Here is a 26,093-nt window from a genome sequence, read left to right as displayed (position 1 = left end):
GGGCGCGGCGGGCGGGACGACATGGCTGGTTACGAGCGACAGTGGACAGGGTATCGGAAGCGCATGCTAGGTTGAGCGCCCCACCACCGCAAGAGCGAGGACCGCCATGCCCCGTGCGTTACGCCCCACCTGGCTGATCAGCCTGATGACACTGGCCGGCTGCGCGGGCACGCCCTACCAGGGGCCGGCCACGGACCATTTCGATGGCCAGCGTTTCCACAACATCGACCCCAAGCCGCACAAGGACCTGTGGTCGGTGCTGAAGTGGCAGTTCAACCGCGAGAAGCAGGCGCCCTGGGTGGAGGAGCCCGCCGCCGAGGCACCCGAGGTGGTGGAGCGGGTGCAGGGCGACGAACTGCGGGTCACCTACATCAACCACGCCACCGTGCTGATCCAGCACCGCGGGCTCAACATCGTCACCGACCCGGTGTGGTCGCAACGCGTCAGCCCCTTCAGCTTCATCGGCCCGCGCCGCCACCAGCAGCCGGGCCTGAGCCTCGACCAGCTGCCGCCCATCGACCTGATCTTGGTCAGCCACAACCACTACGACCACCTGGACCTGGAAAGCCTGCGCAGCCTGGCCGAGCGCTTCCCCCTGGCCACCGTCGCCACCGGGCTGGGCAACGGCCCGCTGATCCGCGAGACCGGCTTCGCCCGCGTGGTGGAGCTGGACTGGTGGCAGGAATTGCCGCTGAGCGACGAACTCACCCTGCACTCGGTGCCGGTGCAGCACTGGTCGGCACGCACCCGCAGCGACACCAACCAGACCCTGTGGATGGGCTTCGTGATCACCTCGCCGGACGGCCCGCTGCTGTTCCCCGGCGATACCGGGCTCGGGCCGGAGTTCCGCCTGATCCACGAGCGCTTCGGGCCCATGCGCTTCGCCGCGCTGCCCATCGGCGCCTACGCGCCACGCTGGTTCATGCGTGACAACCACATGAACCCGGATGATGCGGTGCAGGCCCACAAGCAGCTGGATTCGCGCAACAGCCTGGCCATCCACTTCGGCACCTTCAACCTCACCGACGAAGGCCAGTACGCCCCGCCCCGGGACCTGGCCAAGGCGCTGGCGGACTGGAACGTCGACGCCGACAACTTCCGCGTGCCGACGCCGGGCTACCAGTGGCAGGTGCCGGTGATGGCGCAGGTAGGGGCGGACTGAGGCCCATCGCGAACGAATTCGCTCCACAGGGATAGCGACGCTGCGCGCGCAAAGCAGGCCCACTCACGGACGTGACCGCTGCGTAGGGGGGAGGTCACCTCCACCAAGCGGAGTCGAGCCCGGGCCCCCGACGTGCCACGAACGGCCGGGACCAGTCGCCCCGCTTCCACAAAAGACAAGGGCCGCATCATGCGGCCCTAGTCGTTATCCACAGCCGATCAACGGAACGGTGGCTCGTCGAAGCTGCGCAGCTTGCGCGAGTGCAGCGAGTTGAGCTGGTTGCGCAGCAGGTCCAGCGCGGCGATGCCGATGCGCAGGTGCTGGCTGACGGCACGCTGGTAGAAGGCGCTGGCCGAGCCCGGCAGCTTGATCTCGCTGTGCAGCGGCTTGTCGGAGACGCACAGCAGCGTCCCGTAGGGCACCCGCAGGCGATAACCCTGGGCGGCGATGGTGCCGCTCTCCATGTCCACCGCCACCGCCCGCGAGAGGTTGATCAGCGGGCGCTCCTGGGCCCAGCGCAGCTCCCAGTTGCGGTCGTCGTAGGTGAGCACGGTGCCGGTGCGCAGGCGCCGCTTGAGGTCCTCGCCGCGCTCGCCGGTGACCAGCGCCGCGGCGTCCTGCAGCGCCTGCTGCACCTCGGCCAGGGCCGGCAGCGGGATGTGCGGCGGCAGCACCCGGTCGAGGATGCCATCGCGGCGCATGTAGGCGTGGGCCAGCACGTAGTCGCCGATGGTCTGCGACTGCCGCAACCCGCCGCAGTGGCCGATCATCAGCCAGCAGTGCGGACGCAGCACCGCCAGGTGGTCGGTGATGTTCTTGGCGTTGGAGGGGCCGACGCCGATGTTCACCAGGGTCACGCCGTGGCCGTCGGCGGCGATCAGGTGGTAGGCCGGCATCTGGTAGCGGTGCCAGACCACGCTGTCGATCACCGCCTGCATGGTCTCCTCGTTCATGTCGCGCTCCACCAGCACGTTGCCGGGCAGCACCATGCGCACGAAGCGCGGGTCCTCGCGCAGCTGGGTCACCCCGTGCTGGATGAACTGGTCGACGTAGCGGTGGTAGTTGGTCAGGAGGATCCAGGGCTGCACATGGCGCCAGTCGCTGCCGGTGTAGTGCACCAGGCGGCGCAGGGAGAAATCCACCCGCGCGGCGTCGAACAGCGCCAGGGGCAGCGGGTCGGCCTGCTCCCAGTCGTAGAGCCCGTCGGCGACACCGTCGGTCGCGGCGGACAGGTCGGTGCTGGGGAACACCCGCGCCAGGGCGGCGGCGGTCACGTCGGTGCCGGCCAGCTCATCGCCCTGCTCCACCACATAGGGGTAGGGGATGTTCTGCTGGCTGACGCCCACCTCCACCTGCACGGTGAAGTCGCTCATCAGCGGGCGCAGTTGCTCCAGCAGGTATTTACGGAAGGCGGCGGGGTGGGTGACGGTGACGCTGTAGGTGCCCGGCACCTGCATCTTGGCGTAGGCGCGAACGGTGGAGGGCACCTCGCCCTGGCAGCGGTAGGTGATGCGCAGCTCCGGGTAGCGGAACAGCGCGCGCTGGCTGGCGTCCGGCTCGACCCGCTCCTTGAGGTAGAGCTTGAGGGCCTGGCTCAGCGCGGAGGTGGCGCGGCCATGCAGTTCGGCCAGACGGTCGACGGCCTCTTCGGCGGTACTGGCGATGAGAAACTCGGCGGAATCCTGGGTCACGGTCGGCATCCTGTCTGTGCGAACAGGTTCTATCTTGCCGCTGTCCGGGCCTGCGGCATAGAGCCTTCGACGCATTGCACGACGATTGCCCTCCCGTGGCGCCGCTGCGGGCCTGCAACTAGGCTTGAGCCACCCACCCGACGAGTCACCGCCATGCGCCCTTCGATCGCCCTGCTGCTGCCCGCCCTGTACTGCACCGCCCTGGTGGCCGGCGAACTGGATGGCCGCTACCAGGCCAACCTCGACGGCCAGCCCACCGAACTGGTGCTGCGCCAGGATGGCCAGGCGGTGCAGGGCCAGTACGTGGAGAACGGCAGCCTGCAACTGGACCTTGCGGGCAGCTTCGACGGCCAGGTGCTGCGGGCCCAGATCAGCGTGCCGCAATCCGGGCAGGTGGTCGCCACCCTCGCCGCCCGCTACGCCGATGCGCAGCTCAACACCCGCATCGCCGCCCGCGACCCACGCAACGGCCAGGTGCTGGAACGCCAGGCGCTATTCCAGCGCGCCGGGCAGGCGACCGCACCGGCTCAGGCAGGCGGCGGCCTGGACCCGGCCCTGGTGGGCGACTGGGTGCACGAGAAGATCATCAACAGCGGCGGCGGCACCGGCTTCGCCTCCTTCAACACCGTGATGACCCTGCGCCTGGGCGCCGACGGCAGCGTGGCGCAATGGACCCGCTCCGCCGGCGGTGGCGGCGACTGGAGCTACGACAGCCCCGGCGAGCTCCAGTACAGCGGGCAGTGGCGCAGCGACAACGGCGTGCTGCTGGTGCGCCAGCAAGGCGCCGCCGACTACCAGCCCGCCGCCCGCTACCGCTTCAGCGACCCCTACCTGGTCACCGAGGGCACGGGCGGGAAGATGATCTGGCAGCGGCGTTGAACCGCTGGCCAGAGAGATCGCCGGGCTTCATCCAACTCAAGCAATCACGCATCGAACCTTACGCCAGATGCGGCGAACTCCGCGCCACCAGCGCCTCGACATCCACGCCGCGCGGCAGGGTGCCGTAAACGCGGCCGCCGTGGCCGAGGCGGCTGGCGATGAAGGCGTCGGAGACGGTGGCGTTGCCGGCTTCCAGCAACAGCTTGGCCTGCAGGCCCACGGCGACGTCTTCGGTGAGCTGGCGGGCACGGTACTGGATGTCCGCGGTGTCATGGAACGCGGCCTTGAGGTTGCCGATATGGGCGGCCAGGCGGGCGTCGCCGTGACCGTCGCCCAGTTCGGCGAACAGCGCATCGAGCACGCCCGGCTCCTTGGACAGGGCGCGCAGCACATCCAGGCACTGGACGTTGCCGGAGCCTTCCCAGATGGAGTTCACCGGCGCCTCGCGGTAGAGGCGCGGGAGGATGGTTTCCTCGACGTAGCCCGCGCCGCCCATGCATTCCTGGGCTTCGTTGATCATGGCGGGGGCACGCTTGCAGATCCAGTACTTGCCCACGGCGGTGACCAGGCGGGCGAACTTGTCTTCCTGCTCGTCGTGGGCGTGGTCCAGGGCGCGGCCCATGCGCATGGTCAGGGCCAGCGCGGCTTCGCTTTCCAGGGCCAGGTCGGCGAGTACGTTCTGCATCAGCGGCTGCTCGGCCAGCACGCGGCCGCCGACCTTGCGGTGGGCGCAGTGGTGCGCGGCCTGGGTGAGGGCCTGACGCATCAGCGAGCTGGAGCCGATCATGCAGTCGAAGCGGGTCAGGGAGACCATCTCGATGATGGTGGGCACGCCGCGCCCTTCCTCGCCGATCATCCAGGCCAGCGCGCCGCGGTATTCCACCTCGCTGGAGGCATTGGCCCAGTTGCCCAGCTTGTTCTTCAGGCGCTGGATGTAGAGCTGGTTGCGGGTGCCGTCCGGGCGATGGCGCGGCAGCAGGAAGCAGGACAGCCCCTTGTCGGTGTAGGCCAGGGTGAGGAAGGCGTCGCACATGGGCGCCGAGCAGAACCACTTGTGCCCGACCAGCTCGTAGGCCTGGCCCGGGCCGGGGATGCCGACGGGATGGGCGCGGGTGGTGTTGGCGCGCACGTCGGTGCCGCCCTGCTTCTCGGTCATGGCCATGCCGATGGTGACGCCGCTCTTCTGCTCCATGGGCAGGTTGCGCGGGTCGTACTGGGTGGAAAGGATCTTCGGCAGCCATTTCTCGGCGATGTCGGGCTGCAGCTTCAGGGCCGGAACGCTGGCGTAGGTCATGGTCAGCGGGCAGGCGTTGCCGGCCTCGGGCTGGTTGTGCAGGTAGTTGAGGGCCGCGCGCGCCACCTGGGCGCCGGGGCGCGGGTCGGTCCAGGGCAGCGAGGGGATGCCGGCGGCGATGGCCGAGGCCATCAGCTCGTGGTAGGCGGGGTGGAACTCCACCAGGTCGATGCGGTTGCCGTAGCGGTCATGGCTCTTGAACACCGGCTTGTTCTCGTTGGCCAGGAAGCCCGCAGCCATCAGCGCGCCGCCGGCGGCAGCACCATAGCGATCGAGTTGCGCCTCGGCCCAGCCACCGTCGTAGCGGCGGGTCCACTCCTGCAGCGGCAGGTCGAGGCGGTAGAGGTTGGCGCCGTCCAGGGACGGCACCTGGTTGAGCACGTCATGGGTCTCGGCGAACTGGTGCAGGTTCATGGCGATTCTCCTAGGCAGGGGTGGCGGCGCCCACGGCGCGCAGGCAGAAGAAGACGAGGTTGCGGCTGACCAAGTCGAGGTCGGCCTGGGACTGCCCGGGCTCACGGGCGGCTCGGGCGGGCGGTGACAGCGGGCCGACCAGGGCCTCGGCGATGGCGCCCACCAGGCAGGCAGCGGTAAGGGGCGTGGACAGGAGGTCGAACTCGCCGCTGGCACGGCCCTCCTCCAGCAGCTCGATGAAGAGCTCGGCGTAGGACTCGCGGTAGAGCAGGCGCTGCTCGTCCACCTCCTGGTCAACCGGCTCGGCGATCAGGGCGAAGGCCAGGCGCCGGCTGTTCCAGGCCCGCGCGGCGAACTGACGGAGGCCCTCGGCGAGGCGCCAGGTGGCGGTGCCGGGGCCACGCAGCAGCTGGGCCAGGGTGTCCACCTCGATCTGGCTGGCGAGGGAGAAGACTTCGGCGGCCAGGTCGCCCTTGTTGCGGAAATGCCGGTACAGGCTGCCGGTGGCGACCCCCGCGTCCTCGGCAAGGGCCTGCATGGTCAGGGCGGCGAAGCCGCCTTCGACGACGCGCGCCAGGGCGCAATCGAGAATGCGCCGGCGCAGTTCCTGATCACGGTCGATACGGGTGGCGGTGACTCGGTACATGATCTGAATCCTGATTCATCTCTTTCCAGTGAATCAGGATTCAGTTTTTGCAGGAAGCGGGATTAGTGCCGAGAAAAAGGGGAAAAACGCCGCAATCGAGTGGGCATCAGGCGTTGGTTTCCACCGGACGGCAGAGCAGCCAGTCATGCAGCAGGGTGCGCAGCTCTTCGAATTTCACCGGCTTGGCCAGGTAGTCGCTCATCCCCGCCGCGAGGCAGCGCTCGCGGTCACCGGTGTGGCTGTGGGCGGTGATCGCCAGCACCGGCAGGTCCGCGCAGGTGGGCATGCCGCGCAGGGCCCGGCAGGTGGCGAAGCCGTCCATCACGGGCATCTGGCAGTCCATCAGCACGCCGTCCACGGATTCGCGCCGCAGTAGCTCCAGCGCCTCGGCGCCGTTGTCGGCAGTGCGTACGCGGTAGCCGAGCTTGAGCAGCATGCCGCGGGTCACCAGCTGGTTGATGGCGTTGTCCTCCACCACCAGCACGGTGCATTGCTCGGGCCGGCGCTGGGCCTGGCCGGCAGCGCGGCGCGGCGGCGCCACCTGCAAGGGCGGCTGGGCCGGCCGGGTCAGTTGCACGTCCAGGCGGAAGCAGCTGCCCTGGCCTGGCTCGGATTCATGGGAAAGGTCGCCGCCCAGCAGCTCGACCAGTTGCCGGGCGAGAGCCAGGCCGATGCCCAGGCCGCCATATTCGCGGGTCATCGAGCCATCGATCTGGCGGAAGCGACGGTAGAGGGAGCCGTCGGCGGGGGTCTGGAAGCCGATGCCGGTGTCTTCCACCTCGATGCGCAACGCCAGGTCGTCGCCGCTGGCGTTCTCGCGCGCTACACGCAATGTCACGCCGCCCTGGTGGGTGAACTTGATGGCGTTGTCCAGCAGGTAGCCGAGCGCCTGGGCGAGCTTGCCGGCGTCGCCTTCGAGCATGTCGGGCAGGCTCTCGTCCAGCTCCAGGGCGAAGCTCAGGCCCTTTTCCTCGGCACGCGGGGCGAACTGGGCGCGCAGGCTGTCGAACAGGCCGCGCAGGCTGAAGGTCTCGCGGCGGGGGTAGAGCTTGCCGGCCTGGAGTTCGGTCATGGCGAGGATGTCGTTGACCAGGCGCATCATGTCCCGCGCCGAGCTGGCGGCGGTCTTCTGGTACTGCTCCAGCTCGACGTCGAGCTTGACCGTCTGCATCAGCTCCAGGGAACCGATCACGCCGTTCATGGGGGTGCGCAGTTCGTGGGTCACGGTGGCGAGGAATTCGTCCTTGAGGCGGTTGCTGTTGGCCAGCTCCTGGTTGAGCGCCTCCAGCTTGCGACCGGCTTCCTGGAGGATGCGCGTGCGCTCCTCCTTCATGGCGTTGATGCGGTCGGCCAGGGCCAGGGACAGCAGCCCGACCTCCAGCGCGGAGCCGATCTGGCTGGCGTACATGGTGAGGAAGATGTTGGGCAGGTAGCCCAGCACCATCAGGGTGTTGATGGCGCCACCGATGAGGAAGGTGGTCCAGGCGAAGATGAAGTAGCGCGCCACGCGCATGCCGCGCAGCCAGGCGAGGACACCGGCGGTGAAGATGACCACGGTGAAGATCAGCGCCAGCGAGGTGGCCAGCCGCAGGGCGACGCCGTAGCTGGCCGCCAGCGACAGGACCATCACCAGGCCGCCCATGGCCATCAGGCCGAGCAGGGTCCGGTCCATCCACGGGCTGTGCTCGGCGGTGTGCAGGAAGCTGCGGGCGAACTGGCAGCCGAACAGCGCCGCCGAGCCGATCAGGAAGGGGGTCGCGGCGTTGGCCCACCAGGGGCTGTCGGGCCAGAAGAACTCGATGCCGGCACCGTTCACCGAGATCTGGTAGAGCCCGAACGAGGCGATATAGAGGATGTAGTAGAGGTAGCTGGTGTCGCGGACGCTGAGGAAGATGAACAGGTTGTAGATCAGCATCACCAGCAACACGCCGTAGATGATGCCGAGGACGTAGATGCGCCCGGGCTGCTCTTCCAGGTAGGCCTGCGGCGACCACAGGGCCAGCGGCGCCTGGATCGAGCCCTGGCTCTGCAGCCTCAGGTAGAGGCGCTGGGGCTGGTTGGGCTGCAGGTTGAGGCTGAACAGGTAGTTGTTCTGCTTGATCTCGCGGCTGGCGAAGGGCAGCGCATCACCGGTGCGCTGGGCCAGGCGATAGCCACCCTGCCCGTCGGGCAGGTAGAGCTCGAGGTGGTCCAGCGGCGGATAGGCCAGCTCCAGCAGCCAGGGCTGCTGGCCGCCCAGCGAGCGCGGGCGGTAGTCCAGGTCGACCCGCAGCCAGAACACCGAGCGCGAATAGCCGGCATTGAGCACGGGCTTGTCATGGCGACGGAAGCTGTCTTCCAGGGCAGGCGAGGTGATATCGGCCAGGCTGGCGTCGCCGCGCACGTCCTCGAACACGTCCATGTGCCGGCCGAGAGGCAGCTGGCGGGTGTGCTCGTCGAATTCGACCGCCAGCACGGACGTGGAAAACAGCAGGAGGAAGAGAAGGAAGACGCGCCGCATGAGGCCCCGCAAAGGCCTGTCGCGCGCGTCGGGAAGTCCCTTCTTCCCGGGATGACGCGCCACGCGGGGCCTGGTTGTTCGAATTCGCTCACTCTAGCACAGCCGAAGGCCTGACGAAGAGGCACTCTGCCATCTCGAACGAACCGCTCTAGAACGGCCATTACAGGCACATCACAAGACCGACGAAACGGCACTGGGGCAGGCTCCGTCGGGGCAAGGGGCCACCGAGGCGATTTGTCCGACAATGCGCGGCGCCCGGGCCGGCTCCGGCAGCGGGAAAAGTGATAAGCTCGCGCACCATGAAAAAGCCCATCTCCCGCCCCATCGTCCTCTGTCTTTCCGGCCACGACCCCAGTGGCGGCGCCGGTCTCCAGGCGGACATCGAAGCCCTGATCGCCCAAGGTTGCCACGCGGCTCCCGCCGTGACCGCCCTTACCGTGCAGGACACCGTCAACGTCTCCGACTTCCGCGTACTCGATCGCGAATGGGTGCTGGCCCAGGCCCACGCCGTGATCGCCGACCTGCCCGTATCGGCCGTCAAGCTGGGCATGCTCGGCTCGGTGGAGATGGTCGAGACCGTGCTGGAGATCATGCAGGCCCTGCCGGGCGTGCCGCTGGTCTGCGACCCGGTGCTGCGCGCCGGCGGCGGCGGTGCCCTGGGCAAGGACGAGGTCGGCTTCGCCATGCGCGAGCGCCTGCTGCCCGTCGCCACCCTGGCCACCCCGAACCTGCCGGAGGCGCGCATCCTCGCCGAGCTGCCCGAAGGCAGCGCCGACCAGTGCGCCGAGAAGCTGCTGCCGTTCGTCCAGCACCTGCTGATCACCGGCGGCCACGGCGACGAGACCGAAGTGCACAACCGCCTCTACTCACGCGACGGCGCCCACCACACCTTCACCTGCCAGCGCCTGCCGGGCAGCTACCACGGCTCCGGCTGCACCCTGGCCAGCACCCTGGCCGGTCGCCTGGCTCTGGGCCAGGACCTGGTCAGCGCGGTGGAAACGGCCCTCGACTACACCTGGCGCACCCTGCGTGACGCCGAGCAACCCGGTCACGGCCAGTTCGTGCCGCGTCGCCTGCCCCTGGATTTCTGCTCATGAAACTGCGCGGCCTCTACGCCATCACCGACAGCGCCCTGCTCGCCGAGGGTCGCCTGCTTCCCTATGTCGAGGCGGCGCTGAAAGGCGGCGCGCGGCTGCTGCAATACCGCGACAAATCCGCCGACGAAGCCCGTCGCCTGCGTGAGGCCGAAGCCCTGCGCGAACTTTGCGCACGCCACGGCGCGCAGTTGATCATCAACGACGACGCCGAGCTGGCCGCACGCCTGAGCGTCGGCGTGCACCTGGGCCAGACCGACGGCTCCCTCGCCGCCGCACGCGCCCTGCTCGGCCGCAACGCCATCATCGGCGGCACCTGCCACGCCAGCCTCGAGCTCGCCGCAGCCGCCAGCGGCGAAGGCGCTAGCTACATCGCCTTCGGCCGCTTCTTCAACTCCCACACCAAGCCCGGCGCTCCTGCCGCCACGCCCGATCTGCTGGAGGAAGCCAAGCGCCGCTTCAACCTGCCGCTGGTCGCCATCGGCGGCGTGACCCAGGACAACGCCCCGGAGCTGATCGCCCGTGGTGCCGACCTGGTCGCCGTGATCCACGCCCTGTTCGCTGCCGACAGCCCCGCCGAAGTCGAGCGCCGCGCGCGCGCCTTCAGCGCGCTATTCAACCCGGCCTGAGCCCCGTACGTACACCCGTTTTCCAGAGAGAGCCCGACATGTCCCGTTCCGAAACCCTGTTCGCCAACGCCCAGAAACACATCCCCGGCGGCGTCAACTCGCCGGTCCGCGCCTTCCGGAGCGTCGGCGGCACACCGCTGTTCTTCAAGCACGCGGAAGGCGCCTACGTGACGGACGAGGACGACAAGCGCTATGTGGACTACGTCGGCTCCTGGGGCCCGATGATCCTCGGCCACGGCCACCCGGACGTGCTTGACGCCGTGCGTCGCCAGCTGCAGCACGGCCTCTCCTACGGCGCACCGACCGCCATGGAAACCGAGATGGCCGACCTGGTCTGCTCCCTGGTGCCGTCCATGGAGATGGTGCGCATGGTTAGCTCCGGTACCGAGGCCACCATGAGCGCCATCCGCCTGGCCCGTGGCTATACCGGGCGCGATGCGATCATCAAGTTCGAAGGCTGCTACCACGGCCACTCCGACAGCCTGCTGGTCAAGGCCGGCTCCGGCCTGCTGACCCAGGGCGTACCGAGCTCGGCCGGCGTGCCGGCGGACTTCGCCAAGCACACCCTGACGCTGCCCTTCAACGACATCGGCGCCGTCGAGAAGATGCTCGCCGAAGCTGGCGCCGACGTGGCGTGCATCATCGTCGAGCCGGTCGCCGGCAACATGAACTGCGTACCGCCCGCCCCCGGTTTCCTCGAAGGCCTGCGCCGCCTGTGCGACCAGCACGGCGTGGTGCTGATCTTCGACGAGGTGATGACCGGCTTCCGTGTCGCCCTCGGCGGCGCCCAGGCCCACTACGGCGTGACACCGGACCTCTCCACCTTCGGCAAGATCGTCGGCGGCGGCATGCCGGTGGGCTGCTTCGGCGGCAAGCGCGAGATCATGTCGCAGATCGCCCCGCTGGGCCCGGTCTACCAGGCCGGCACCCTGTCGGGTAACCCGCTGGCCATGGCCGCCGGCCTGACCACCCTGAAGCTGATCAGCCGCCCCGGCTTCCACGCCGAGCTGAGCGACTACACCAGCCGCATGCTCGACGGCCTGCAGCAACGCGCCGATGCCGCCGGCATCCCCTTCGTCACTACCCAGGCGGGCGGCATGTTCGGCCTGTACTTCAGCGGTGCCGACGACATCGTCACCTTCGACGATGTGATGGCCAGCGACGCCGAACGCTTCAAGCGCTTCTTCCACCTGATGTTGCAGGGCGGCGTGTACCTGGCGCCCAGCGCCTTCGAAGCGGGCTTCACCTCCATCGCCCACGGCAACGCCGAACTGGCCATCACCCTGGACGCCGCCGAGCGCGCGTTCGCCGAGCTGAAGAAGGCCTGACCACCTTTACGCGGCCGTTACATCCGGGAGCGCGGCCCAGGGGCCGGCGCCCGGATGCAAGGAAATCCGCGCAAAGACTTTGTAAGAAGCGCCTTGCTTATTTCATAATGTGACGGTCGGCGCGTTTCGCCGGCCGGGCCCGTCGCCCGCACTGCTTTTCGAGGCGTTGTGATTTCATGAACCGCACCGGCCGCGTCCTGACCCTGGGCTGCCTGTTGCTCCTCTCCCCGCTGCTGGCCGAAGCCGGCGGCAACTCCCTGCTGATCCCGGCCACCGGGCGCTGCAGCCTGAATACGCAACCCGAAGACCAGCAGGAAGCCCTCTCCAACTGCCAGCAGGCCGCCAAGGCCGGCGATACCGAGGCGCAGTACGAGCTGGGCGAGTTCTATTACGACGGCAAGCGCACCCCCCGCGACCTGCACCAGGCACTGAACTGGTTCGAGCAGGCCTCCCTGAAAGGCAACGCCCAGGCGCAGTTCCGTCTCGGCAACATGTTCTTCCGTGGCGAAGGCGTACCGGCCAGCAATGTGCAGGCCTATATCGTGCTGAAGATGGCTGCGGTGAACGGCTCGGACGAAGCGATGGACACCGCCGACATGGTCTCCGGCCAGATGCGTGCCGACGAGCTGGAGATCGCCACCCAGGTGCTGGGCCAGATATTCCGCAACTACCTGATCGAGCTGCAGACCGCCGACGGCGGCTCGCCTTTCGCGCCGTTGCCTTAGAAGCAGCTGCAAGCTGCAAGCTGCAAGCTGCAAGCTGCAAGCTGCAAGCTGCAAGCTGCAAGCTGCAAGCTGCAAGCTGCAAGCTGCAAGCTGCAAGCTGCAAGAGCCTGGGGGATCGGCGGAGATCGTCAAACCCCTGGGCTTTTTTATGTCAGCAGCCCTGACGTAGGGTGGACCACGCTTCACCGGTCCACCGTTCGAGGTCATGCCGAGCAACGATCACGTGGGCTTCGCCACGCTCTACCAGCGGCTACGCCGCAGCTCCAGCTAGGATGCTTTTACTTGAAGCTTGCCGCTTGCCGCTTGCCACTTTCAGCTGCTCTTATCCGGCATCGGCATGGGAAACGGCATGACGTTCCCGGTGACCTTGGCTTCGCTGATCTTCGGCGTCCCCAGGCGCTCGACTTCGTCGATGCGGATGATCGCGTGCATGGGCACGAAGCTGCGTACCACGCCTTCGAACTGGGCCTTGAGCTTTTCTTCGCTGGGGTCGACCACCACCTGGGTGCGCTCGCCGAAGACGAATTCCTCCACCTCCAGGAAACCCCACAGATCGCTCTGGTAGATCTGCTTGGCGTACATCTCGTACACCTGGCCCTGGTTGAGGAAGATCACCTTGTAGATGGGTTCGCGCTTGGTCATGGAGGAGGCGGCAGGAGGGGGAAGTTCGAGGGGCGCGAAGCATAGCACGGCTCCGGACGGTCAACGCTAGGAAGCCGGGGCCCTGCCGACTATAATGCGCGGTTCTTCGAACCACCCGACGAACGTGCATGGCCAAGAAGCTTTACATCGAGACCCACGGTTGCCAGATGAACGAGTACGACTCCTCGCGCATGGTCGACCTGCTGGGCGAACACCAGGCGCTGGAAGTGACCGAGCGCGCCGAAGACGCCGATGTCATCCTGCTCAACACCTGCTCCATCCGCGAGAAGGCGCAGGACAAGGTGTTCTCGCAGCTCGGCCGCTGGCGTGACCTGAAGCAGCAGAATCCGCACCTGGTGATCGGTGTCGGCGGCTGCGTCGCCAGCCAGGAAGGCGCGGCCATCCGTGATCGCGCGCCCTACGTCGACGTGGTCTTCGGCCCGCAGACCCTGCACCGCCTGCCGGAGATGATCGACGCGGCACGCAGCACCCGCACGCCCCAGGTGGACATCAGCTTCCCCGAGATCGAGAAGTTCGACCGCCTGCCGGAACCGCGCGTGGATGGCTCTAGCGCCTTCGTCTCGGTGATGGAAGGCTGCAGCAAGTACTGCACCTTCTGCGTCGTGCCCTATACCCGGGGCGAGGAAGTCAGCCGCCCCTTCGACGACGTGCTGGCCGAGGTCATCCACCTCGCCGACAACGGCGTGCGCGAGGTCACCCTGCTCGGCCAGAACGTCAACGGCTACCGCGGCACCACCCATGACGGGCGCATCGCCGACTTCGCCGAGCTGATCCGCGTGGTCGCCGCCGTCGACGGTATCGAGCGCATCCGCTACACCACTTCGCACCCGCTGGAGTTCTCCGACGCGCTGATCCAGGCCCACGCCGAGGTGCCGGAACTGGTCAAGTTCGTCCACCTGCCGGTACAGGCGGGCTCCGACCGCATCCTCGCGGCGATGAAGCGCAACCACACCGCACTCGAGTACAAATCCCGCATCCGCAAGCTCAAGGCCGCGGTGCCGGACATCTGCATCAGCTCCGACTTCATCGTCGGCTTCCCCGGCGAGACCGAGAAGGACTTCGAAGCGACGATGAAACTGGTGGAAGACGTCGGCTTCGACTTCTCCTTCTCCTTCATCTACAGCTCGCGCCCCGGCACCCCGGCCGCCGACCTGGTCGACGACACGCCGGACGAAGTGAAGAAGCAGCGCCTGCAGATCCTCCAGGGGCGCATCCACCAGCAGGGCTTCGAGATCAGCCGACGGATGGTCGGCAGCACCCAGCGCATCCTGGTGAGCGACTTCTCCAAGAAGGACCCGGGCATGCTTCAGGGCCGCACCGAGAACAATCGCATCGTCAACTTCCGCAGCGCCAACCCGCGCCTGATCGGCCAGTTCGTCGACGTCCATATCGACGACGCCCTGCCCCACTCGCTGCGCGGCACCCTGATCGAAGAGACCCTGCACTGAATTCCGAGGTGCCCGAGCTTTCACAGTCGGGCACCTGGGTTTATTCTTCCTTTCCTATCCCTGCCGTTCGGCGGCCACATACAGACGACATTGAACGCACCCCTGGATTTGCACCGTTTCACCCTGGACCCCTTTGAAGCCCGTCGCTTCGCCAACCTGTGCGGCCAATTCGACGAGCACCTGCGGCTGATCGAACAGCGCATGGCCATCGAGATACGCAACCGTGGCAACCAGTTCGAACTGGTCGGCGAGCCGCAGCGTACCCAGGCCACGGAAAACCTCCTGCGCCGTCTCTACCGCGAAACCGAAGCCACCGAGCTATCACCGGACATGGTCCACCTGTTCCTCCAGGAAACCGGCATGGAGCAGCTGGCCACCCCCGCCAAGGCCGACACCAGTGTCGCCCTGCGCACCCGCAAGGGCATGATCCGTCCCCGCGGCGCCAACCAGCAGCGCTACGTGAAGTCGATCCTCGACCACGACATCAACTTCGGCATCGGCCCGGCCGGCACCGGCAAGACCTACCTCGCCGTCGCCTGCGCCGTGGATGCGCTGGAGCGCGAGCAAGTGCGCCGCATCCTGCTGGTGCGCCCGGCGGTCGAGGCGGGCGAGAAGCTCGGCTTCCTGCCCGGCGACCTGTCGCAGAAGATCGACCCCTACCTGCGCCCGCTCTACGACGCCCTGTACGAGATGCTCGGCTTCGAGCAGGTGGCCAAGCTGATCGAGAAGCAGGTGATCGAAGTGGCTCCGCTGGCCTACATGCGCGGCCGCACCCTTAACAACAGCTTCATCATTCTCGACGAGAGTCAGAACACCACCCTCGAGCAGATGAAGATGTTCCTCACCCGCATCGGTTTCGGCTCCACGGCCGTGATCACCGGCGACATCACCCAGGTCGACCTGCCGCGCGGCACCCGCTCCGGCCTGACCCACGTGATCGACGTGCTGCGGGATGTGCCGGGCATCGCCTTCACCCACTTCAAGTCCCAGGACGTGGTGCGCCACCCGCTGGTGCAGCGCATCGTCGAAGCCTACGACCGCTACGACAATCGCAACCAGCCCAAGCCCAAGCCTGCCGACAACGACCCGGGTGCGATCGACGCCGATGCTTGAACTCGACCTGCAAGTGGCCAGCGAAGCCCCCGCGCTTCCCGCTGAAGCCGACTTCCGCCGCTGGTGCGAACTGGCCCTGCGCCAGCGCAGCGCCGACTCGGAGCTGACCATCCGCCTGGTGGACGAGCCCGAGGGCCGCGAACTGAACCACACCTGGCGACACAAGGACTACGCCACCAACGTGCTGTCCTTCCCCGCCGACGTACCCGACGAGCTGCTGGACATCCCGCTGCTCGGCGACCTGGTGATCTGCGCCCCCGTGGTGGCACGCGAAGCCGCCGAGCAGGGCAAGTCGCCTGAAGCCCACTGGGCGCACCTGGTCATCCACGGCTGCCTCCACCTCCTCGGCTACGACCACATCGAGGACGAGGAAGCCGAGGAAATGGAAGCACTGGAACGGGATTTGCTGGCTGAACTGGGCCACCCCGACCCCTATCGCGATGACGAATGAGAAAGGCACCGAGCAAGGACATATGAGCGAAGATCGATCGAGCAACGGGCACAGGTCCTGGCTGGAAAAGCTGACCCAGGCCTTTGCCCATGAGCCGAAGAACCGCCAGGAGCTGCTGGAGCTCCTGCGCGAAGCGCACCAGAACAAGCTGCTGGACAGCGAAGCCCTGTCGATCGTCGAAGGTGCGATCCAGGTCGCCGACCTTCAGGTACGCGACATCATGGTGCCGCGCTCGCAGATGATCAGCATCAAGGCCAACCAGAGCCCGAAGGAATTCCTCCCGGCGATCATCGACGCCGCGCACTCGCGCTACCCGGTGATCGGCGAAGGCCTGGACGACGTGATGGGCATCCTCCTGGCCAAGGACCTGCTGCCACTGATCCTCCAGGACCCGGAGCGCCCCTTCAACATCAAGGACATGCTGCGCCCGGCGACCTTCGTCCCCGAGTCCAAGCGCCTCAACGTCCTGCTCAAGGAGTTCCGCGCCAACCACAACCACATGGCCGTGGTCATCGACGAATACGGCGGCGTGGCGGGCCTTGTGACCATCGAGGACGTGCTGGAGCAGATCGTCGGCGACATCGAGGACGAGCACGACGTCGAGGAAGACAGCTACATCAAGCCGCTGCCCAGCGGCGACTTCATCGTCAAGGCGCTGACCCCGGTTGACGCCTTCAACGAGTTCTTTGAGACCGATTTCTCCGAAGACGAGTTCGACACCGTCGGCGGCCTGGTGATGGGCGCCTTCGGCCACCTGCCCAAGCGCAACGAGATCACCGAGATCGGGGGCTTCCGCTTCCGCGTGCTCAACGCCGACAGCCGTCGCCTGCACCTGCTGCGCCTCACCCCGCTGTCCCGCTGATGCGCCACCACGCCCGCCGCTTCCCGGCGCGGGCGTGGCCCGGCTAGACTGCGCCGCGACGAACTCCCGGGCGCCCCGCGCCACCAAGCCCAAGGACTGTGCATGAACTGGATCACCCGCCCCGGCTGGCCGGGCAACCTGCTGGCCCTGGCGGCCGGCGCGCTCACCCCGCTGGCCCTCGCGCCCTTCGATATCTGGCCCATCTCGCTGCTGTCCCTGGCACTGTTCTACCTGGGCCTGCGCGACCTCGCGCCCAAGGCGGCCTTCGTCCGCGGCTGGTGCTACGGCTTCGGCCTGTTCATCGCCGGCACCAGCTGGATCTACGTCAGCATCCACGACTACGGCGCCGCCTCGGTGCCGCTGGCGGCCTTCCTCACCGGCGGCTTCAGCGCCGGCGTGGCCCTTTTCTTCGCCCTGCCCGCCATCGTCTGGGCGCGCTGGTTCCGCCGCAGCGAAGCGCCCCTGGCCGACGCCCTGGCCTTCGCCGCCCTGTGGCTGGCCCAGGAAGCCTTCCGCGGCTGGTTCCTCACCGGCTTCCCCTGGCTCTACGCCGGCTACAGCCAGCTCGACGCGCCCCTGGCCGGGCTCGCCCCGGTGGGCGGCATGTGGCTGGTGTCCTTCGTCCTGGCGCTGACCGCCGCCTTGCTGGTCAACCTCGTGCGCCTGCGCGCACGCCCGGCCTTCCTCGCCGCCGGGGTGGTGCTGCTGGTCGGACCCTGGGTCGCCGGCCAGGCCCTGAAGGGCCACGCCTGGACCAGGCCCGCCGGTGAGCCGCTGAAGGTCGCGGCCCTGCAGGGCAACGTCGAACAGAACATGAAATGGGACCCGGCCCAGCTCAACGCCCAGCTTGCGCTGTACCGCGACATGACCTTCAGCGCCGAGCAGGCCGACCTGATCATCTGGCCGGAAACCGCCGTGCCGGTGCTCAAGGAATACGCCGAGGGCTACCTGTCGGTGATGAACCGCTTCGCCCTCGAACGCAAGGCCACCCTGATCACCGGGGTGCCGATCCGCCAGGCCAACGAGCGCGGCGAGAAGCGTTACTACAACGGCATCACCGTGATCGGCGAAGGCGAAGGCACCTACCTCAAGCAGAAGCTGGTGCCCTTCGGCGAATACGTGCCCCTGCAGGATGTGCTGCGCGGCCTGATCGCCTTCTTCGACCTGCCCATGTCCGACTTCGCACGCGGTCCGGCCGACCAGGAGCCGCTGCTGGCCAAGGGTTATCGCATCGCGCCGTTCATCTGCTACGAGGTGGTCTACCCCGAGTTCGCCGCAGGGCTCTCCGCCAACAGCGAGTTGCTGCTGACGGTGAGCAACGACACCTGGTTCGGCACCTCCATCGGCCCGCTGCAGCACCTGCAGATGGCGCAGATGCGCGCGCTGGAAGCCGGCCGCTGGATGATCCGCGCCACCAACAACGGCGTCACCGCGCTGATCGACCCCTTCGGCCAGATCACCGAACGCATCCCGCAGTTCGAGAAAGCCACCCTCTACGGTGACGTAGTGCCGATGCAGGAGCTGACGCCCTACCTTAGATGGCGCGCCTGGCCGCTGGTCATTCTTTGCGGCCTGCTGTTCGGCTGGGCCCTGCTGGCCAGCCGCATCGCCAAGACGGTGTGACCCGGCAAATCATGGCGGCTGCGTAGCCCGGGCTTCGGCCCGGGAGCGACGCCACTTCAGCGATAGGCCAGCGGATAGGCGAGCAGCCCGATCCATTCGTTGAACAGCATGCCGTTCTTCCACACTGCCGGCGCCTCGGGCAGCCAGCCGCCGAACGGGTCGCCGGGGGGAACCCCATAGGCGCCCATGGGCGCCGGCACCACCTCCAGGCCGACTTTCTCGAAGCACCAGCGCGCCCGTTGCATGTGGAAGGCCTGGGTCACCAATACGACCCTGTCGATTCCCTCGGCCTTGAGGATGCGCGCACTCTCCACGGCGTTCTCCCAGGTGGTGCGGCTGCTGCCTTCCTGCCAGCGCACCGGCAACGAGAGCTCCGACTCCAGGGTCCGCGCCATGATCGCCGCCTCGCTGGGCGGGGTGCCGTAATGCAGCCCGCCGGAGGTCAGCACCGGCAGGCCGCTGGCCTTGGCCAGGCGTGCCGCATAGCGCACACGCTCGGTGGCCAGCAGGCTGGGCTGGTCCTCGCCCCAGGCGGGATCGCCGCGCATGCGTCCCGCGCCGAGCACGACGATGGCCTGGGCACGGGCGGGCAGGTCCTTGAGCTCGCTCTCGGCCAGGGGCTTTTCGGTCTCCAGCGCGCGTGCCGACCACTGCACCACCACCGGCAGGCTCATCGCCCACAGGCCACCGAAACCAAGCACGAAGCAGCACAGCGCCAGGCGCGGACTGCGGCGGCGCAGCCACCAGCCGGCCAGCAGGAGCAGCAGCAGGCCACCCGGCGGCAGCAGCAGTTGCTTGAAGAAATAGCGAATGGGCATTCGAGCACCTCCAGAAGGTGCGCGAAGCCTAACGGGGATTACCGGTACGGAAAAGCTGCGAGCCGCAGGCCGGGCAGGCCTGCACGCCCTGGCCACGCTGCCAGCTGGCGGCTGCCCCGCAAAGGGCGCAGACCAGTTGCTGGCGACGCTTGAACAGGGGCTTGGCTACGCGAGCGGCCGTGGCCGGGGGCTTGGCGGCGGAGCGGGTGAGCTTGGGCCTGGCCGGTTGCTGCTCGATCAGCGCGAGCTCTTCGGCCGCCGCGTGCCAGCCGCGCAGCCAGTGCAGGTCGTTGTCCAGGTAGGCGCGGATCAGCTCGAGCTCGGCGGGGCTGAGCCCCTTCAGCTCCAGCTCGCGGGGGTCTTCGTCACGCAGGCGGATGGCGGTGTCGGCTTCGTCCAGCGCGAGCGCCAGGCGATGCAGCAGCCGCTCGTAGAGCCCGCTCGCCGATTCCGCTCGCCGCATCTCGCCCATCCAACGACACCTCGTTACCGCATCCGACTTTTGCAAAGCTAATGAATAGCTTAGCGCCAGGCGTCGAACCTACAGGGTGCTGCGACAAACGGTGGGCCGGGGCCTGGCGGCGGTCAATCAGGGTTTCCCTCAGCCAAGGGGGGTCATGTATGCTACGGCGCTTGAATTTCCTTTTCAGATCAGGCCTACCGGTCCCCGGACAGCGACCCTTCTGAATGCCCATTTCTCAGCGCAAGTAGCCATGCACGAAAACTACCAGCCCCGCGAAATCGAAGCCGCCGCGCAATCCCACTGGGATTCGCAGAAATCCTTTGTAGTCAGCGAACAGCCCGGCAAGGACACCTTCTATTGCCTGTCGATGTTCCCCTACCCGAGCGGCAAGCTGCACATGGGGCACGTGCGCAACTACACCATCGGCGACGTGATCGCCCGCTACCAGCGCATGCAGGGCAAGAACGTGCTGCAGCCCATGGGCTGGGACGCCTTCGGCATGCCGGCGGAAAACGCCGCCATGAAGAACAACGTCGCCCCCGCCAAGTGGACCTACGAGAACATCGCCTACATGAAGTCCCAGCTCAAAAGCCTGGGCCTGGCGATCGACTGGTCCCGCGAGGTCACCACCTGCAAGCCGGATTACTACCGCTGGGAGCAGTGGCTGTTCACCCGCCTGTTCGAGAAGGGCGTGATCTACCGCAAGAACGGCACCGTGAACTGGGACCCGGTGGACCAGACCGTGCTGGCCAACGAGCAGGTCATCGACGGTCGTGGCTGGCGTTCGGGCGCGCTGATCGAGAAGCGCGAAATCCCGATGTACTACTTCAAGATCACCGCCTACGCCGATGAGCTGCTCTCCAGCCTCGACGACCTGCCGGGCTGGCCCGAGCAGGTCAAGACCATGCAGCGCAACTGGATCGGCAAGTCCCGCGGCATGGAAGTCAGCTTCCCCTACGACCAGGCCAGCATCGGCCAGGCCGGGGCGATGAAGGTCTTCACCACCCGTCCGGACACCCTGATGGGCGCGACCTACGTGGCCGTGGCCGCCGAGCACCCACTGGCCGCGATCGCCCTGCAGAAGCTGCCGGCCGACAAGGCCGCGGAACTGCAAGCCTTTATCGACGAGTGCAAGCGCGGTGGCGTCGCCGAAGCCGACATCGCCACCCAGGAAAAGAAGGGCCTGCCGACGCCTCTGTTCGTCGAGCACCCGCTGACCGGCGAGAAGCTGCCGGTGTGGGTCGCCAACTACGTCCTGATGAACTACGGCGAAGGCGCCGTGATGGCCGTGCCCGCCCATGACGAGCGCGACTTCGAGTTCGCCGCCAAGTATGGCCTGCCGGTCAAGCCGGTGGTGCGCACCAGCGCCGGCGACGAAACCCCCGCCCCCTGGCAGCCCGCCTATGGCGAGCATGGCCAGTTGATCAACTCCGGCGAATTCGACGGCCTGGACTTCCCCGGTGCCTTCGACGCCATCGAAGTGGCCCTGCAGAAGAAATCCCTCGGCCAGGCCCGCACCCAGTTCCGCCTGCGCGACTGGGGCATCAGCCGCCAGCGCTACTGGGGCTGCCCGATCCCGATCATCCACTGTCCGAGCTGCGGCGACGTGCCGGTCCCCGAGGACCAGCTGCCCGTCGTCCTGCCGGAGGACGTGGTGCCGGACGGCGCCGGTTCGCCGCTGGCCAAGATGCCCGAATTCTACGAATGCAGCTGCCCGAAATGCGGCGCTGCGGCCAAGCGCGAAACCGACACCATGGACACCTTCGTGGAGAGCTCCTGGTACTTCGCCCGCTACGCCTCGCCCACCTACGACAAGGGCATGGTCGACCCCGCCGCCGCCAACCACTGGCTGCCGGTGGACCAGTACATCGGCGGCATCGAGCACGCCATCCTGCACCTGCTCTACGCACGCTTCTTCCACAAGCTGATGCGTGACGAAGGCCTGGTCAGCTCCGACGAGCCGTTCAAGAACCTGCTGACCCAGGGCATGGTGGTCGCCGAGACCTACTACCGCACCACCGCCAACGGCGGCAAGGACTGGTTCAACCCGGCCGATGTCGAGGTCGAGCGCGACGCCAAGGCCAAGGTCATCGGGGCGCGCCTGAAGAGCGACGGCCAGCCGGTGGAAATCGGCGGCACCGAGAAGATGTCCAAGTCGAAGAACAACGGCGTGGACCCGCAGGCCATGATCGACGCCTACGGCGCCGATACCTGCCGCCTGTTCATGATGTTCGCCTCACCGCCGGACATGAGCCTGGAGTGGTCCGACTCCGGCGTCGAAGGGGCCAGCCGCTTCCTGCGCCGCGTCTGGCGCCTGGGCCAGGCCCACGTCAACGCCGGCCTGCCGGGCGGCCTGGACAAGGCCAGCCTGAACGACGCCCAGAAGGAGGTGCGCCGCGCCATCCACCTGGCCATCAAGCAGGCCAGCCAGGATGTCGGCCAGCACCACAAGTTCAACACCGCCATCGCCGCCGTGATGACGCTGATGAACGTGCTCGAGAAAGCCGCCCAGGACACCGACCAGGACCGCGCCCTGCTGCACGAAGGCCTGGAGACCGTGGCCCTGCTGCTAGCGCCCATCACCCCGCACATCAGCCATGAGCTGTGGCGCGAGCTGGGCCATGCCGACCCGGTGATCGACGCCAGCTGGCCCAAGGTCGACGCCGACGCCCTGGTGCAGGACAGCCTGCAACTGGTGGTGCAGGTCAACGGCAAGCTGCGCGGGCATATCGATGTACCGGCCGACGCCAGCCGCGAAGCCGTCGAGGCCACCGCGCGGGAGAACGAGAACGTGCTGCGCTTCACCGAAGGCCTGACCATCCGCAAGGTCATCGTGGTGCCCGGCAAGCTGGTCAACATCGTCGCCAACTGATTGAGCCCGGGGCCGCGTGTGGAGCGCGGCCCCGGTACGTTCGCCAAGGGGAAAACAGAAATGAAGAAACGGAATCTGCTGGTCGTGGGTCTGGCCGTGATGCTCAGTGCCTGCGGCTTTCAACTGCGCGGCACCGGCGACACCCGGTTCGCCCTGAAGGAAATCGACGTCACCGGCCGCAACAGCTACGGCGAGACCGTCAAGCAGGTCCGCGAGCTGCTGGAGAGCAGCGACGTCAACGTCCACGCTGGCGCGCCCTACACCCTGGTCCTCACCCGCGAGAAGGAAGACCAGCGCACCGCCACCTACACCGGCTCCGCGCGCAGCGCCGAGTACGAGCTGAACGTCACCCTCGACTACGAGATCCGTGGCAACAAGGACCTGCTGCTGCTCAGCGACCGCATGGACATCCAGCGCTACTACACCCACGACAGCAACAACCTGATCGGCTCCGACCAGGAGTCCGGCCAACTGCGCGAGGAAATGCGCCGCGAGCTGGTTCAGCAACTGGCCATGCGCCTGCAACTGATCACGCCCGAGCGCCTGGATCAGCTGCAGACCGAAGCCGAAGCCAAGGCCAAGGCCGAAGCCGACGCCCTGGAAGCCGAGCGTCGCGCCGAAGAAGCCAAGCCGCAGCAGTCCCCGCTGCAACTGCCCGTCAAGTAAGGTGCACGGGGCCGCTATTGCGGCCCCGGTCATTTCCCCTGCCCATGAAGCTCAACGCCGCCCAACTCAGCAAGCACCTGCAAGGCAACCTCGCCCCTGTCTACATCGTCAGCGGCGACGAGCCGCTGCTGTGCCAGGAAGCCTGCGACGCCATCCGCACGGCCTGCCGCGAGCGCGACTTCAACGAACGCCAGGTCTTCAACGTCGAGGCCAGCTTCGACTGGGGGCAACTGCATGAAGCCGGCGCCAGCCTCTCGCTGTTCGCCGACAAGCGCCTGATCGAATTGCGCATCCCCAATGGCAAGCCCGGGGACAAGGGTGCCGCCGCCCTGCTCGAATACCTTTCGCGGCCGCCGGAAGACACCCTGCTGCTGGTGAGCCTGCCCAAGCTGGACGGCAGTACACAGAAGACCAAATGGGCCAAGGCCCTGATCGACGGTCCCAATGCCCAGTTCCTGCAGATCTGGCCGGTGGACGCCCACCAGTTGCCTCAATGGATACGCCAGCGCCTGGCCCAGGCCGGTCTCGCCGCCAACCAGGAGGCGGTCGACCTGATCGCCGCCCGCGTCGAAGGCAACCTGCTGGCCGCCGCCCAGGAGATCGAGAAGCTCAAGCTGCTCGCCGAAGGCGGCCAGATCGACGCCGCCACCGTGCAGGCCGCAGTGGCCGACAGCGCCCGCTTCGACGTCTTCGGCCTGATCGACGCCGCGCTCAACGGCGAGGCCGCGCATACCCTGCGCACCCTCGAAGGCCTGCGCGGCGAAGGCGTGGAAACGCCCGTGATCCTCTGGGCGCTGGCCCGCGAACTGCGCCAGCTGGCCGGCATCGCCCAGCAGTACGCCCAGGGCGTGCCGCTGGAGAAAGCCTTCGCCTCCGCCCGCCCGCCGGTGTGGGACAAGCGCCGCCCCCTGGTCAGCCGTGCCCTGCAACGTCATCCCGCCTCGCGCTGGAACCAACTGCTCAGCGATGCCCAGCGCATCGATGCACAGATAAAGGGCCAGGCCCCCGGCGATCCGTGGATCGGCCTCGCACACCTCGCGCTCAGCCTCGCCGGCCAGCGCCTGCCCATCCCCGCCGCCTGACACTGGACATCGCCCGCACGCGGGAGCAAGATGCGCGCGCCTGCAACCCCGCAGGCGCCCAGTGGAGAGTCGGCCATGGCCAAGCAACGCAAGAAACCCAACAAGGCGAAGAGCATCGTCGCCCAGCCCCTGTTCCGCAGCCGTCAGGAACAGCCACTGAAAGGCAAAGGCAGCTACCGCCGCGAAGCCTCCCGTAACTGGGAGGCTTCTTCGCTTCTGGCCGCCTGAAAAGAGTCATCCGTGTTAAGGTCGCGGCTTGTTTTTGCAGCTGTCGAGACCGCCCCATGCTCCTCGCCCCCGTACCCGGCCTGATCCTCCGCAGCCTGGCAGTGGCCACCACCCTCGCAGTCCTCAGCGCCTGCGCCGACACCCCGAACACCTCCGCTCCCCTGGCCAGCGCCCCGGCGCAACCCGCCACCCAAGCCTCCCCCGTCCAGCCGCCGGTCGCACCCGAAGTGCTGCCCGATGAGACCTTCGAGCAATGGCGTGCCCGCTTCCGCCAGGAAGCCCTGGCCGCCGGCATCCGCGCCACCATTTTCGACCAGGCCTTCCAGGGCGTCGAACCGGACCCCGCCGTGGTCACCGCCGACCAGAGCCAGCCCGAGTTCACCCGGCCGGTCTGGGAATACCTCGAAGGGGCCGTGTCGCCGTACCGCGTGCGCAAGGGCCAGGCCCTGCTGGCGGAACACGCGCGGATACTCGACGCCATCGAGCAGCGCTACGCCGTCGACCGCCAGACCCTGGTGGCCGTCTGGGGCATGGAAAGCAGCTTCGGCCAGTTCATGGGCGACAAGTCGGTGATCCGCTCCCTCGCCACCCTGGCCTACGAAGGTCGCCGCCCGGCCTTCGCTCACGCCCAGCTGATCGCCGCCCTGGAGATCATCCAGCACGGCGACATCAAGCCCGCCGGCATGCGTGGCTCCTGGGCCGGCGCCATGGGCCAGACCCAGTTCATCCCCACCACCTACAACACCCATGCGGTGGACTTCGACGGCGACGGCCGCCGCGACATCTGGAACTCCACCGCCGACGCCCTGGCCTCCACTGCCCACTACCTGCAGGCCTCGGGCTGGCAGAAGGGCAAGCCATGGGGCGCCGAAGTGAAGCTGCCAGCCGGCTTCGACTACGCCCAGGCCGACACCGACACCCGCAAGACCGTGGCCGAGTGGCAGGCGCTGGGCGTGCGCGTACCGTTGCCCGCGCACCTGGCCCAGGAGCGCGGCTACCTGCTGCTGCCGGCCGGCTACCGCGGCCCGGCATTCCTGGTGCTGGACAACTTCCGCGCCATCCTCAAGTACAACAACTCGTCTTCCTACGCCCTGGCCATCGGCCTGCTGTCCCAGCGCTTCGACGGCCAGGGGCTGATCGCTGGCACCTGGCCCAAGGGCGACAAGCCCCTGAGCCGCACCGAGCGAATCGAGCTGCAGGAGGCCCTGGCCAGCGGTGGCTACAACCCCGGTGCCGCCGACGGCATCATCGGTGCCAACACCCGCAAGGCCATCCGTGGCTACCAGCAGCAGCTCGGCTGGCCGGCCGACGGCTACCCCAACCAGCAGCTGCTCGAGCAATTGCGCGGCGCACGCTGAAGCGCCCCGCCTGGACCGGGCCACGGGTCGCCCGGCCACAGCCGGGGCCCCTCCGGACCGCACAGGCGGGCAGTTGACCATCCG

The 26,093-nt window shown here is 67.7% G+C and carries 23 protein-coding genes; 16 read left to right on the top strand and 7 right to left on the bottom strand.

Annotated features, from left to right (window positions below; all coding sequences use genetic code 11):
• The first annotated feature begins 106 nt into the window (after positions 1 to 106).
• On the top strand, positions 107 to 1,162 hold the full coding sequence (locus tag HSX14_RS05005) for an MBL fold metallo-hydrolase (RefSeq protein ID WP_173178500.1): 1,056 nt from the start codon (positions 107 to 109) through the stop codon (positions 1,160 to 1,162).
• Between the two features lie 218 nt (positions 1,163 to 1,380).
• Here HSX14_RS05005 and amn read toward each other — a convergent pair whose 3' ends face one another.
• Positions 1,381 to 2,862, bottom strand: coding sequence for an AMP nucleosidase (amn, locus tag HSX14_RS05000; RefSeq protein ID WP_173178499.1), 1,482 nt, complete (start codon positions 2,860 to 2,862; stop codon positions 1,381 to 1,383).
• A gap of 144 nt (positions 2,863 to 3,006) precedes the next feature.
• On the opposite strand from amn, the gene HSX14_RS04995 reads away from it, so the two are divergent.
• Positions 3,007 to 3,732, top strand: coding sequence for a hypothetical protein (locus HSX14_RS04995; protein WP_173178498.1), 726 nt, complete (start codon positions 3,007 to 3,009; stop codon positions 3,730 to 3,732).
• Positions 3,733 to 3,790: 58 nt separating this feature from the next.
• Here HSX14_RS04995 and HSX14_RS04990 read toward each other — a convergent pair whose 3' ends face one another.
• The 3 genes from HSX14_RS04990 to HSX14_RS04980 form a co-directional block, all read right to left on the bottom strand.
• Entirely contained in the window at positions 3,791 to 5,440 is a 1,650-nt protein-coding gene (locus HSX14_RS04990; RefSeq protein WP_173178497.1) for an acyl-CoA dehydrogenase family protein, read from the bottom strand.
• Positions 5,441 to 5,450: 10 nt separating this feature from the next.
• Positions 5,451 to 6,089, bottom strand: coding sequence for a TetR/AcrR family transcriptional regulator (locus tag HSX14_RS04985; RefSeq protein ID WP_173178515.1), 639 nt, complete (start codon positions 6,087 to 6,089; stop codon positions 5,451 to 5,453).
• A gap of 103 nt (positions 6,090 to 6,192) precedes the next feature.
• The gene (locus tag HSX14_RS04980; RefSeq protein WP_173178496.1) at positions 6,193 to 8,586 is read right to left on the bottom strand and encodes a hybrid sensor histidine kinase/response regulator; all 2,394 of its coding nucleotides are present in this window, start codon (positions 8,584 to 8,586) and stop codon (positions 6,193 to 6,195) included.
• Between the two features lie 299 nt (positions 8,587 to 8,885).
• On the opposite strand from HSX14_RS04980, the gene HSX14_RS04975 reads away from it, so the two are divergent.
• The 4 genes from HSX14_RS04975 (at position 8,886) to HSX14_RS04960 (ending at position 12,362) form a co-directional block, all read left to right on the top strand.
• Positions 8,886 to 9,683 carry a hydroxymethylpyrimidine/phosphomethylpyrimidine kinase gene (locus tag HSX14_RS04975; RefSeq protein WP_173178495.1) on the top strand — a complete coding sequence of 266 codons (798 nt, stop codon included), beginning with the start codon at positions 8,886 to 8,888 and terminating at the stop codon, positions 9,681 to 9,683.
• Positions 9,680 to 10,309 carry a thiamine phosphate synthase gene (gene thiE / locus HSX14_RS04970; RefSeq protein WP_173178494.1) on the top strand — a complete coding sequence of 210 codons (630 nt, stop codon included), beginning with the start codon at positions 9,680 to 9,682 and terminating at the stop codon, positions 10,307 to 10,309. Before HSX14_RS04975 ends, thiE begins: the two co-directional genes overlap by 4 nt.
• 38 nt (positions 10,310 to 10,347) lie before the next feature.
• Positions 10,348 to 11,637, top strand: a complete 1,290-nt coding sequence (hemL, locus tag HSX14_RS04965; RefSeq protein ID WP_111261493.1) for a glutamate-1-semialdehyde 2,1-aminomutase — start codon at positions 10,348 to 10,350, stop codon at positions 11,635 to 11,637.
• Positions 11,638 to 11,813: 176 nt separating this feature from the next.
• Positions 11,814 to 12,362 (top strand): tetratricopeptide repeat protein, encoded by a 549-nt coding sequence (locus HSX14_RS04960; protein ID WP_173178493.1) that lies wholly within the window; start codon positions 11,814 to 11,816, stop codon positions 12,360 to 12,362.
• Positions 12,363 to 12,674: 312 nt separating this feature from the next.
• Here the strand turns inward: HSX14_RS04960 and HSX14_RS04955 are convergent, their stop codons facing one another.
• Complete coding sequence (locus HSX14_RS04955; RefSeq protein ID WP_111261495.1) at positions 12,675 to 13,004, bottom strand: DUF1820 family protein; 330 nt, start codon at positions 13,002 to 13,004, stop codon at positions 12,675 to 12,677.
• Positions 13,005 to 13,132: 128 nt separating this feature from the next.
• On the opposite strand from HSX14_RS04955, the gene miaB reads away from it, so the two are divergent.
• From miaB to lnt, 5 genes are all read left to right on the top strand, one after another.
• A complete protein-coding gene (gene miaB / locus HSX14_RS04950; protein ID WP_173178492.1) occupies positions 13,133 to 14,473 on the top strand; it encodes a tRNA (N6-isopentenyl adenosine(37)-C2)-methylthiotransferase MiaB in 1,341 nt (446 codons plus the stop codon).
• Positions 14,474 to 14,563: 90 nt separating this feature from the next.
• Positions 14,564 to 15,586 carry a PhoH family protein gene (locus HSX14_RS04945; RefSeq protein WP_111261497.1) on the top strand — a complete coding sequence of 341 codons (1,023 nt, stop codon included), beginning with the start codon at positions 14,564 to 14,566 and terminating at the stop codon, positions 15,584 to 15,586.
• The gene (gene ybeY / locus HSX14_RS04940) at positions 15,579 to 16,037 is read left to right on the top strand and encodes an rRNA maturation RNase YbeY (protein WP_173178491.1); all 459 of its coding nucleotides are present in this window, start codon (positions 15,579 to 15,581) and stop codon (positions 16,035 to 16,037) included. The genes HSX14_RS04945 and ybeY overlap by 8 nt, the downstream gene beginning before the upstream one ends.
• A 22-nt stretch (positions 16,038 to 16,059) precedes the next feature.
• The gene (locus tag HSX14_RS04935; RefSeq protein ID WP_173178490.1) at positions 16,060 to 16,899 is read left to right on the top strand and encodes a CorC family transporter; all 840 of its coding nucleotides are present in this window, start codon (positions 16,060 to 16,062) and stop codon (positions 16,897 to 16,899) included.
• Positions 16,900 to 17,001: 102 nt separating this feature from the next.
• Positions 17,002 to 18,522, top strand: coding sequence for an apolipoprotein N-acyltransferase (gene lnt / locus HSX14_RS04930; RefSeq protein WP_173178489.1), 1,521 nt, complete (start codon positions 17,002 to 17,004; stop codon positions 18,520 to 18,522).
• A 56-nt stretch (positions 18,523 to 18,578) separates the two neighbouring features.
• Here the strand turns inward: lnt and HSX14_RS04925 are convergent, their stop codons facing one another.
• Positions 18,579 to 19,340 carry a YdcF family protein gene (locus HSX14_RS04925; protein WP_173178488.1) on the bottom strand — a complete coding sequence of 254 codons (762 nt, stop codon included), beginning with the start codon at positions 19,338 to 19,340 and terminating at the stop codon, positions 18,579 to 18,581.
• Positions 19,341 to 19,368: 28 nt separating this feature from the next.
• Positions 19,369 to 19,812 carry a hypothetical protein gene (locus tag HSX14_RS04920; RefSeq protein ID WP_173178487.1) on the bottom strand — a complete coding sequence of 148 codons (444 nt, stop codon included), beginning with the start codon at positions 19,810 to 19,812 and terminating at the stop codon, positions 19,369 to 19,371.
• A gap of 241 nt (positions 19,813 to 20,053) precedes the next feature.
• Between HSX14_RS04920 and leuS the strand changes: the two genes are divergently transcribed.
• From leuS to HSX14_RS04895, 5 genes are all read left to right on the top strand, one after another.
• Positions 20,054 to 22,675, top strand: coding sequence for a leucine--tRNA ligase (leuS, locus tag HSX14_RS04915; protein ID WP_173178486.1), 2,622 nt, complete (start codon positions 20,054 to 20,056; stop codon positions 22,673 to 22,675).
• Between the two features lie 60 nt (positions 22,676 to 22,735).
• Positions 22,736 to 23,341, top strand: a complete 606-nt coding sequence (locus HSX14_RS04910) for an LPS-assembly lipoprotein LptE (RefSeq protein WP_173178485.1) — start codon at positions 22,736 to 22,738, stop codon at positions 23,339 to 23,341.
• A gap of 44 nt (positions 23,342 to 23,385) precedes the next feature.
• On the top strand, positions 23,386 to 24,423 hold the full coding sequence (gene holA / locus HSX14_RS04905) for a DNA polymerase III subunit delta (RefSeq protein WP_173178484.1): 1,038 nt from the start codon (positions 23,386 to 23,388) through the stop codon (positions 24,421 to 24,423).
• Positions 24,424 to 24,498: 75 nt separating this feature from the next.
• Positions 24,499 to 24,651, top strand: a complete 153-nt coding sequence (gene arfA / locus HSX14_RS04900; RefSeq protein WP_044410741.1) for an alternative ribosome rescue factor ArfA — start codon at positions 24,499 to 24,501, stop codon at positions 24,649 to 24,651.
• 56 nt (positions 24,652 to 24,707) lie between these two features.
• Positions 24,708 to 26,009: a lytic murein transglycosylase gene (locus HSX14_RS04895; RefSeq protein ID WP_173178483.1), complete on the top strand. Its 1,302-nt coding sequence runs from the start codon at positions 24,708 to 24,710 to the stop codon at positions 26,007 to 26,009.
• The last annotated feature ends 84 nt before the right edge of the window (positions 26,010 to 26,093 follow it).

Source organism: Pseudomonas tohonis, assembly GCF_012767755.2.
Classification (GTDB): Bacteria; Pseudomonadota; Gammaproteobacteria; order Pseudomonadales; family Pseudomonadaceae; genus Metapseudomonas; species Metapseudomonas tohonis.
Note: the sequence above shows the minus strand (reverse complement) of the source record. Positions and strands in the feature narration are given on the sequence as shown.

Excerpts from the sequence above, each read along its gene's own strand:
- HSX14_RS04920 (WP_173178487.1), bottom strand. The coding sequence starts at position 19,812 with ATGGGCGAGATGCGGCGAGCGGAATCGGCGAGCGGGCTCTACGAGCGG.
- lnt (WP_173178489.1), top strand. The coding sequence starts at position 17,002 with ATGAACTGGATCACCCGCCCCGGCTGGCCGGGCAACCTGCTGGCCCTG.
- HSX14_RS04955 (WP_111261495.1), bottom strand. The coding sequence starts at position 13,004 with ATGACCAAGCGCGAACCCATCTACAAGGTGATCTTCCTCAACCAGGGC.
- hemL (WP_111261493.1), top strand. The coding sequence starts at position 10,348 with ATGTCCCGTTCCGAAACCCTGTTCGCCAACGCCCAGAAACACATCCCC.
- HSX14_RS04975 (WP_173178495.1), top strand. The coding sequence starts at position 8,886 with ATGAAAAAGCCCATCTCCCGCCCCATCGTCCTCTGTCTTTCCGGCCAC.
- holA (WP_173178484.1), top strand. The coding sequence starts at position 23,386 with ATGAAGCTCAACGCCGCCCAACTCAGCAAGCACCTGCAAGGCAACCTC.
- arfA (WP_044410741.1), top strand. The coding sequence starts at position 24,499 with ATGGCCAAGCAACGCAAGAAACCCAACAAGGCGAAGAGCATCGTCGCC.
- HSX14_RS04980 (WP_173178496.1), bottom strand. The coding sequence starts at position 8,586 with ATGCGGCGCGTCTTCCTTCTCTTCCTCCTGCTGTTTTCCACGTCCGTG.
- HSX14_RS04960 (WP_173178493.1), top strand. The coding sequence starts at position 11,814 with ATGAACCGCACCGGCCGCGTCCTGACCCTGGGCTGCCTGTTGCTCCTC.
- miaB (WP_173178492.1), top strand. The coding sequence starts at position 13,133 with ATGGCCAAGAAGCTTTACATCGAGACCCACGGTTGCCAGATGAACGAG.
- HSX14_RS05005 (WP_173178500.1), top strand. The coding sequence starts at position 107 with ATGCCCCGTGCGTTACGCCCCACCTGGCTGATCAGCCTGATGACACTG.
- HSX14_RS04990 (WP_173178497.1), bottom strand. The coding sequence starts at position 5,440 with ATGAACCTGCACCAGTTCGCCGAGACCCATGACGTGCTCAACCAGGTG.
- HSX14_RS04935 (WP_173178490.1), top strand. The coding sequence starts at position 16,060 with ATGAGCGAAGATCGATCGAGCAACGGGCACAGGTCCTGGCTGGAAAAG.
- HSX14_RS04910 (WP_173178485.1), top strand. The coding sequence starts at position 22,736 with ATGAAGAAACGGAATCTGCTGGTCGTGGGTCTGGCCGTGATGCTCAGT.
- HSX14_RS04925 (WP_173178488.1), bottom strand. The coding sequence starts at position 19,340 with ATGCCCATTCGCTATTTCTTCAAGCAACTGCTGCTGCCGCCGGGTGGC.
- HSX14_RS04995 (WP_173178498.1), top strand. The coding sequence starts at position 3,007 with ATGCGCCCTTCGATCGCCCTGCTGCTGCCCGCCCTGTACTGCACCGCC.
- thiE (WP_173178494.1), top strand. The coding sequence starts at position 9,680 with ATGAAACTGCGCGGCCTCTACGCCATCACCGACAGCGCCCTGCTCGCC.
- leuS (WP_173178486.1), top strand. The coding sequence starts at position 20,054 with ATGCACGAAAACTACCAGCCCCGCGAAATCGAAGCCGCCGCGCAATCC.
- amn (WP_173178499.1), bottom strand. The coding sequence starts at position 2,862 with ATGCCGACCGTGACCCAGGATTCCGCCGAGTTTCTCATCGCCAGTACC.
- HSX14_RS04895 (WP_173178483.1), top strand. The coding sequence starts at position 24,708 with ATGCTCCTCGCCCCCGTACCCGGCCTGATCCTCCGCAGCCTGGCAGTG.
- ybeY (WP_173178491.1), top strand. The coding sequence starts at position 15,579 with ATGCTTGAACTCGACCTGCAAGTGGCCAGCGAAGCCCCCGCGCTTCCC.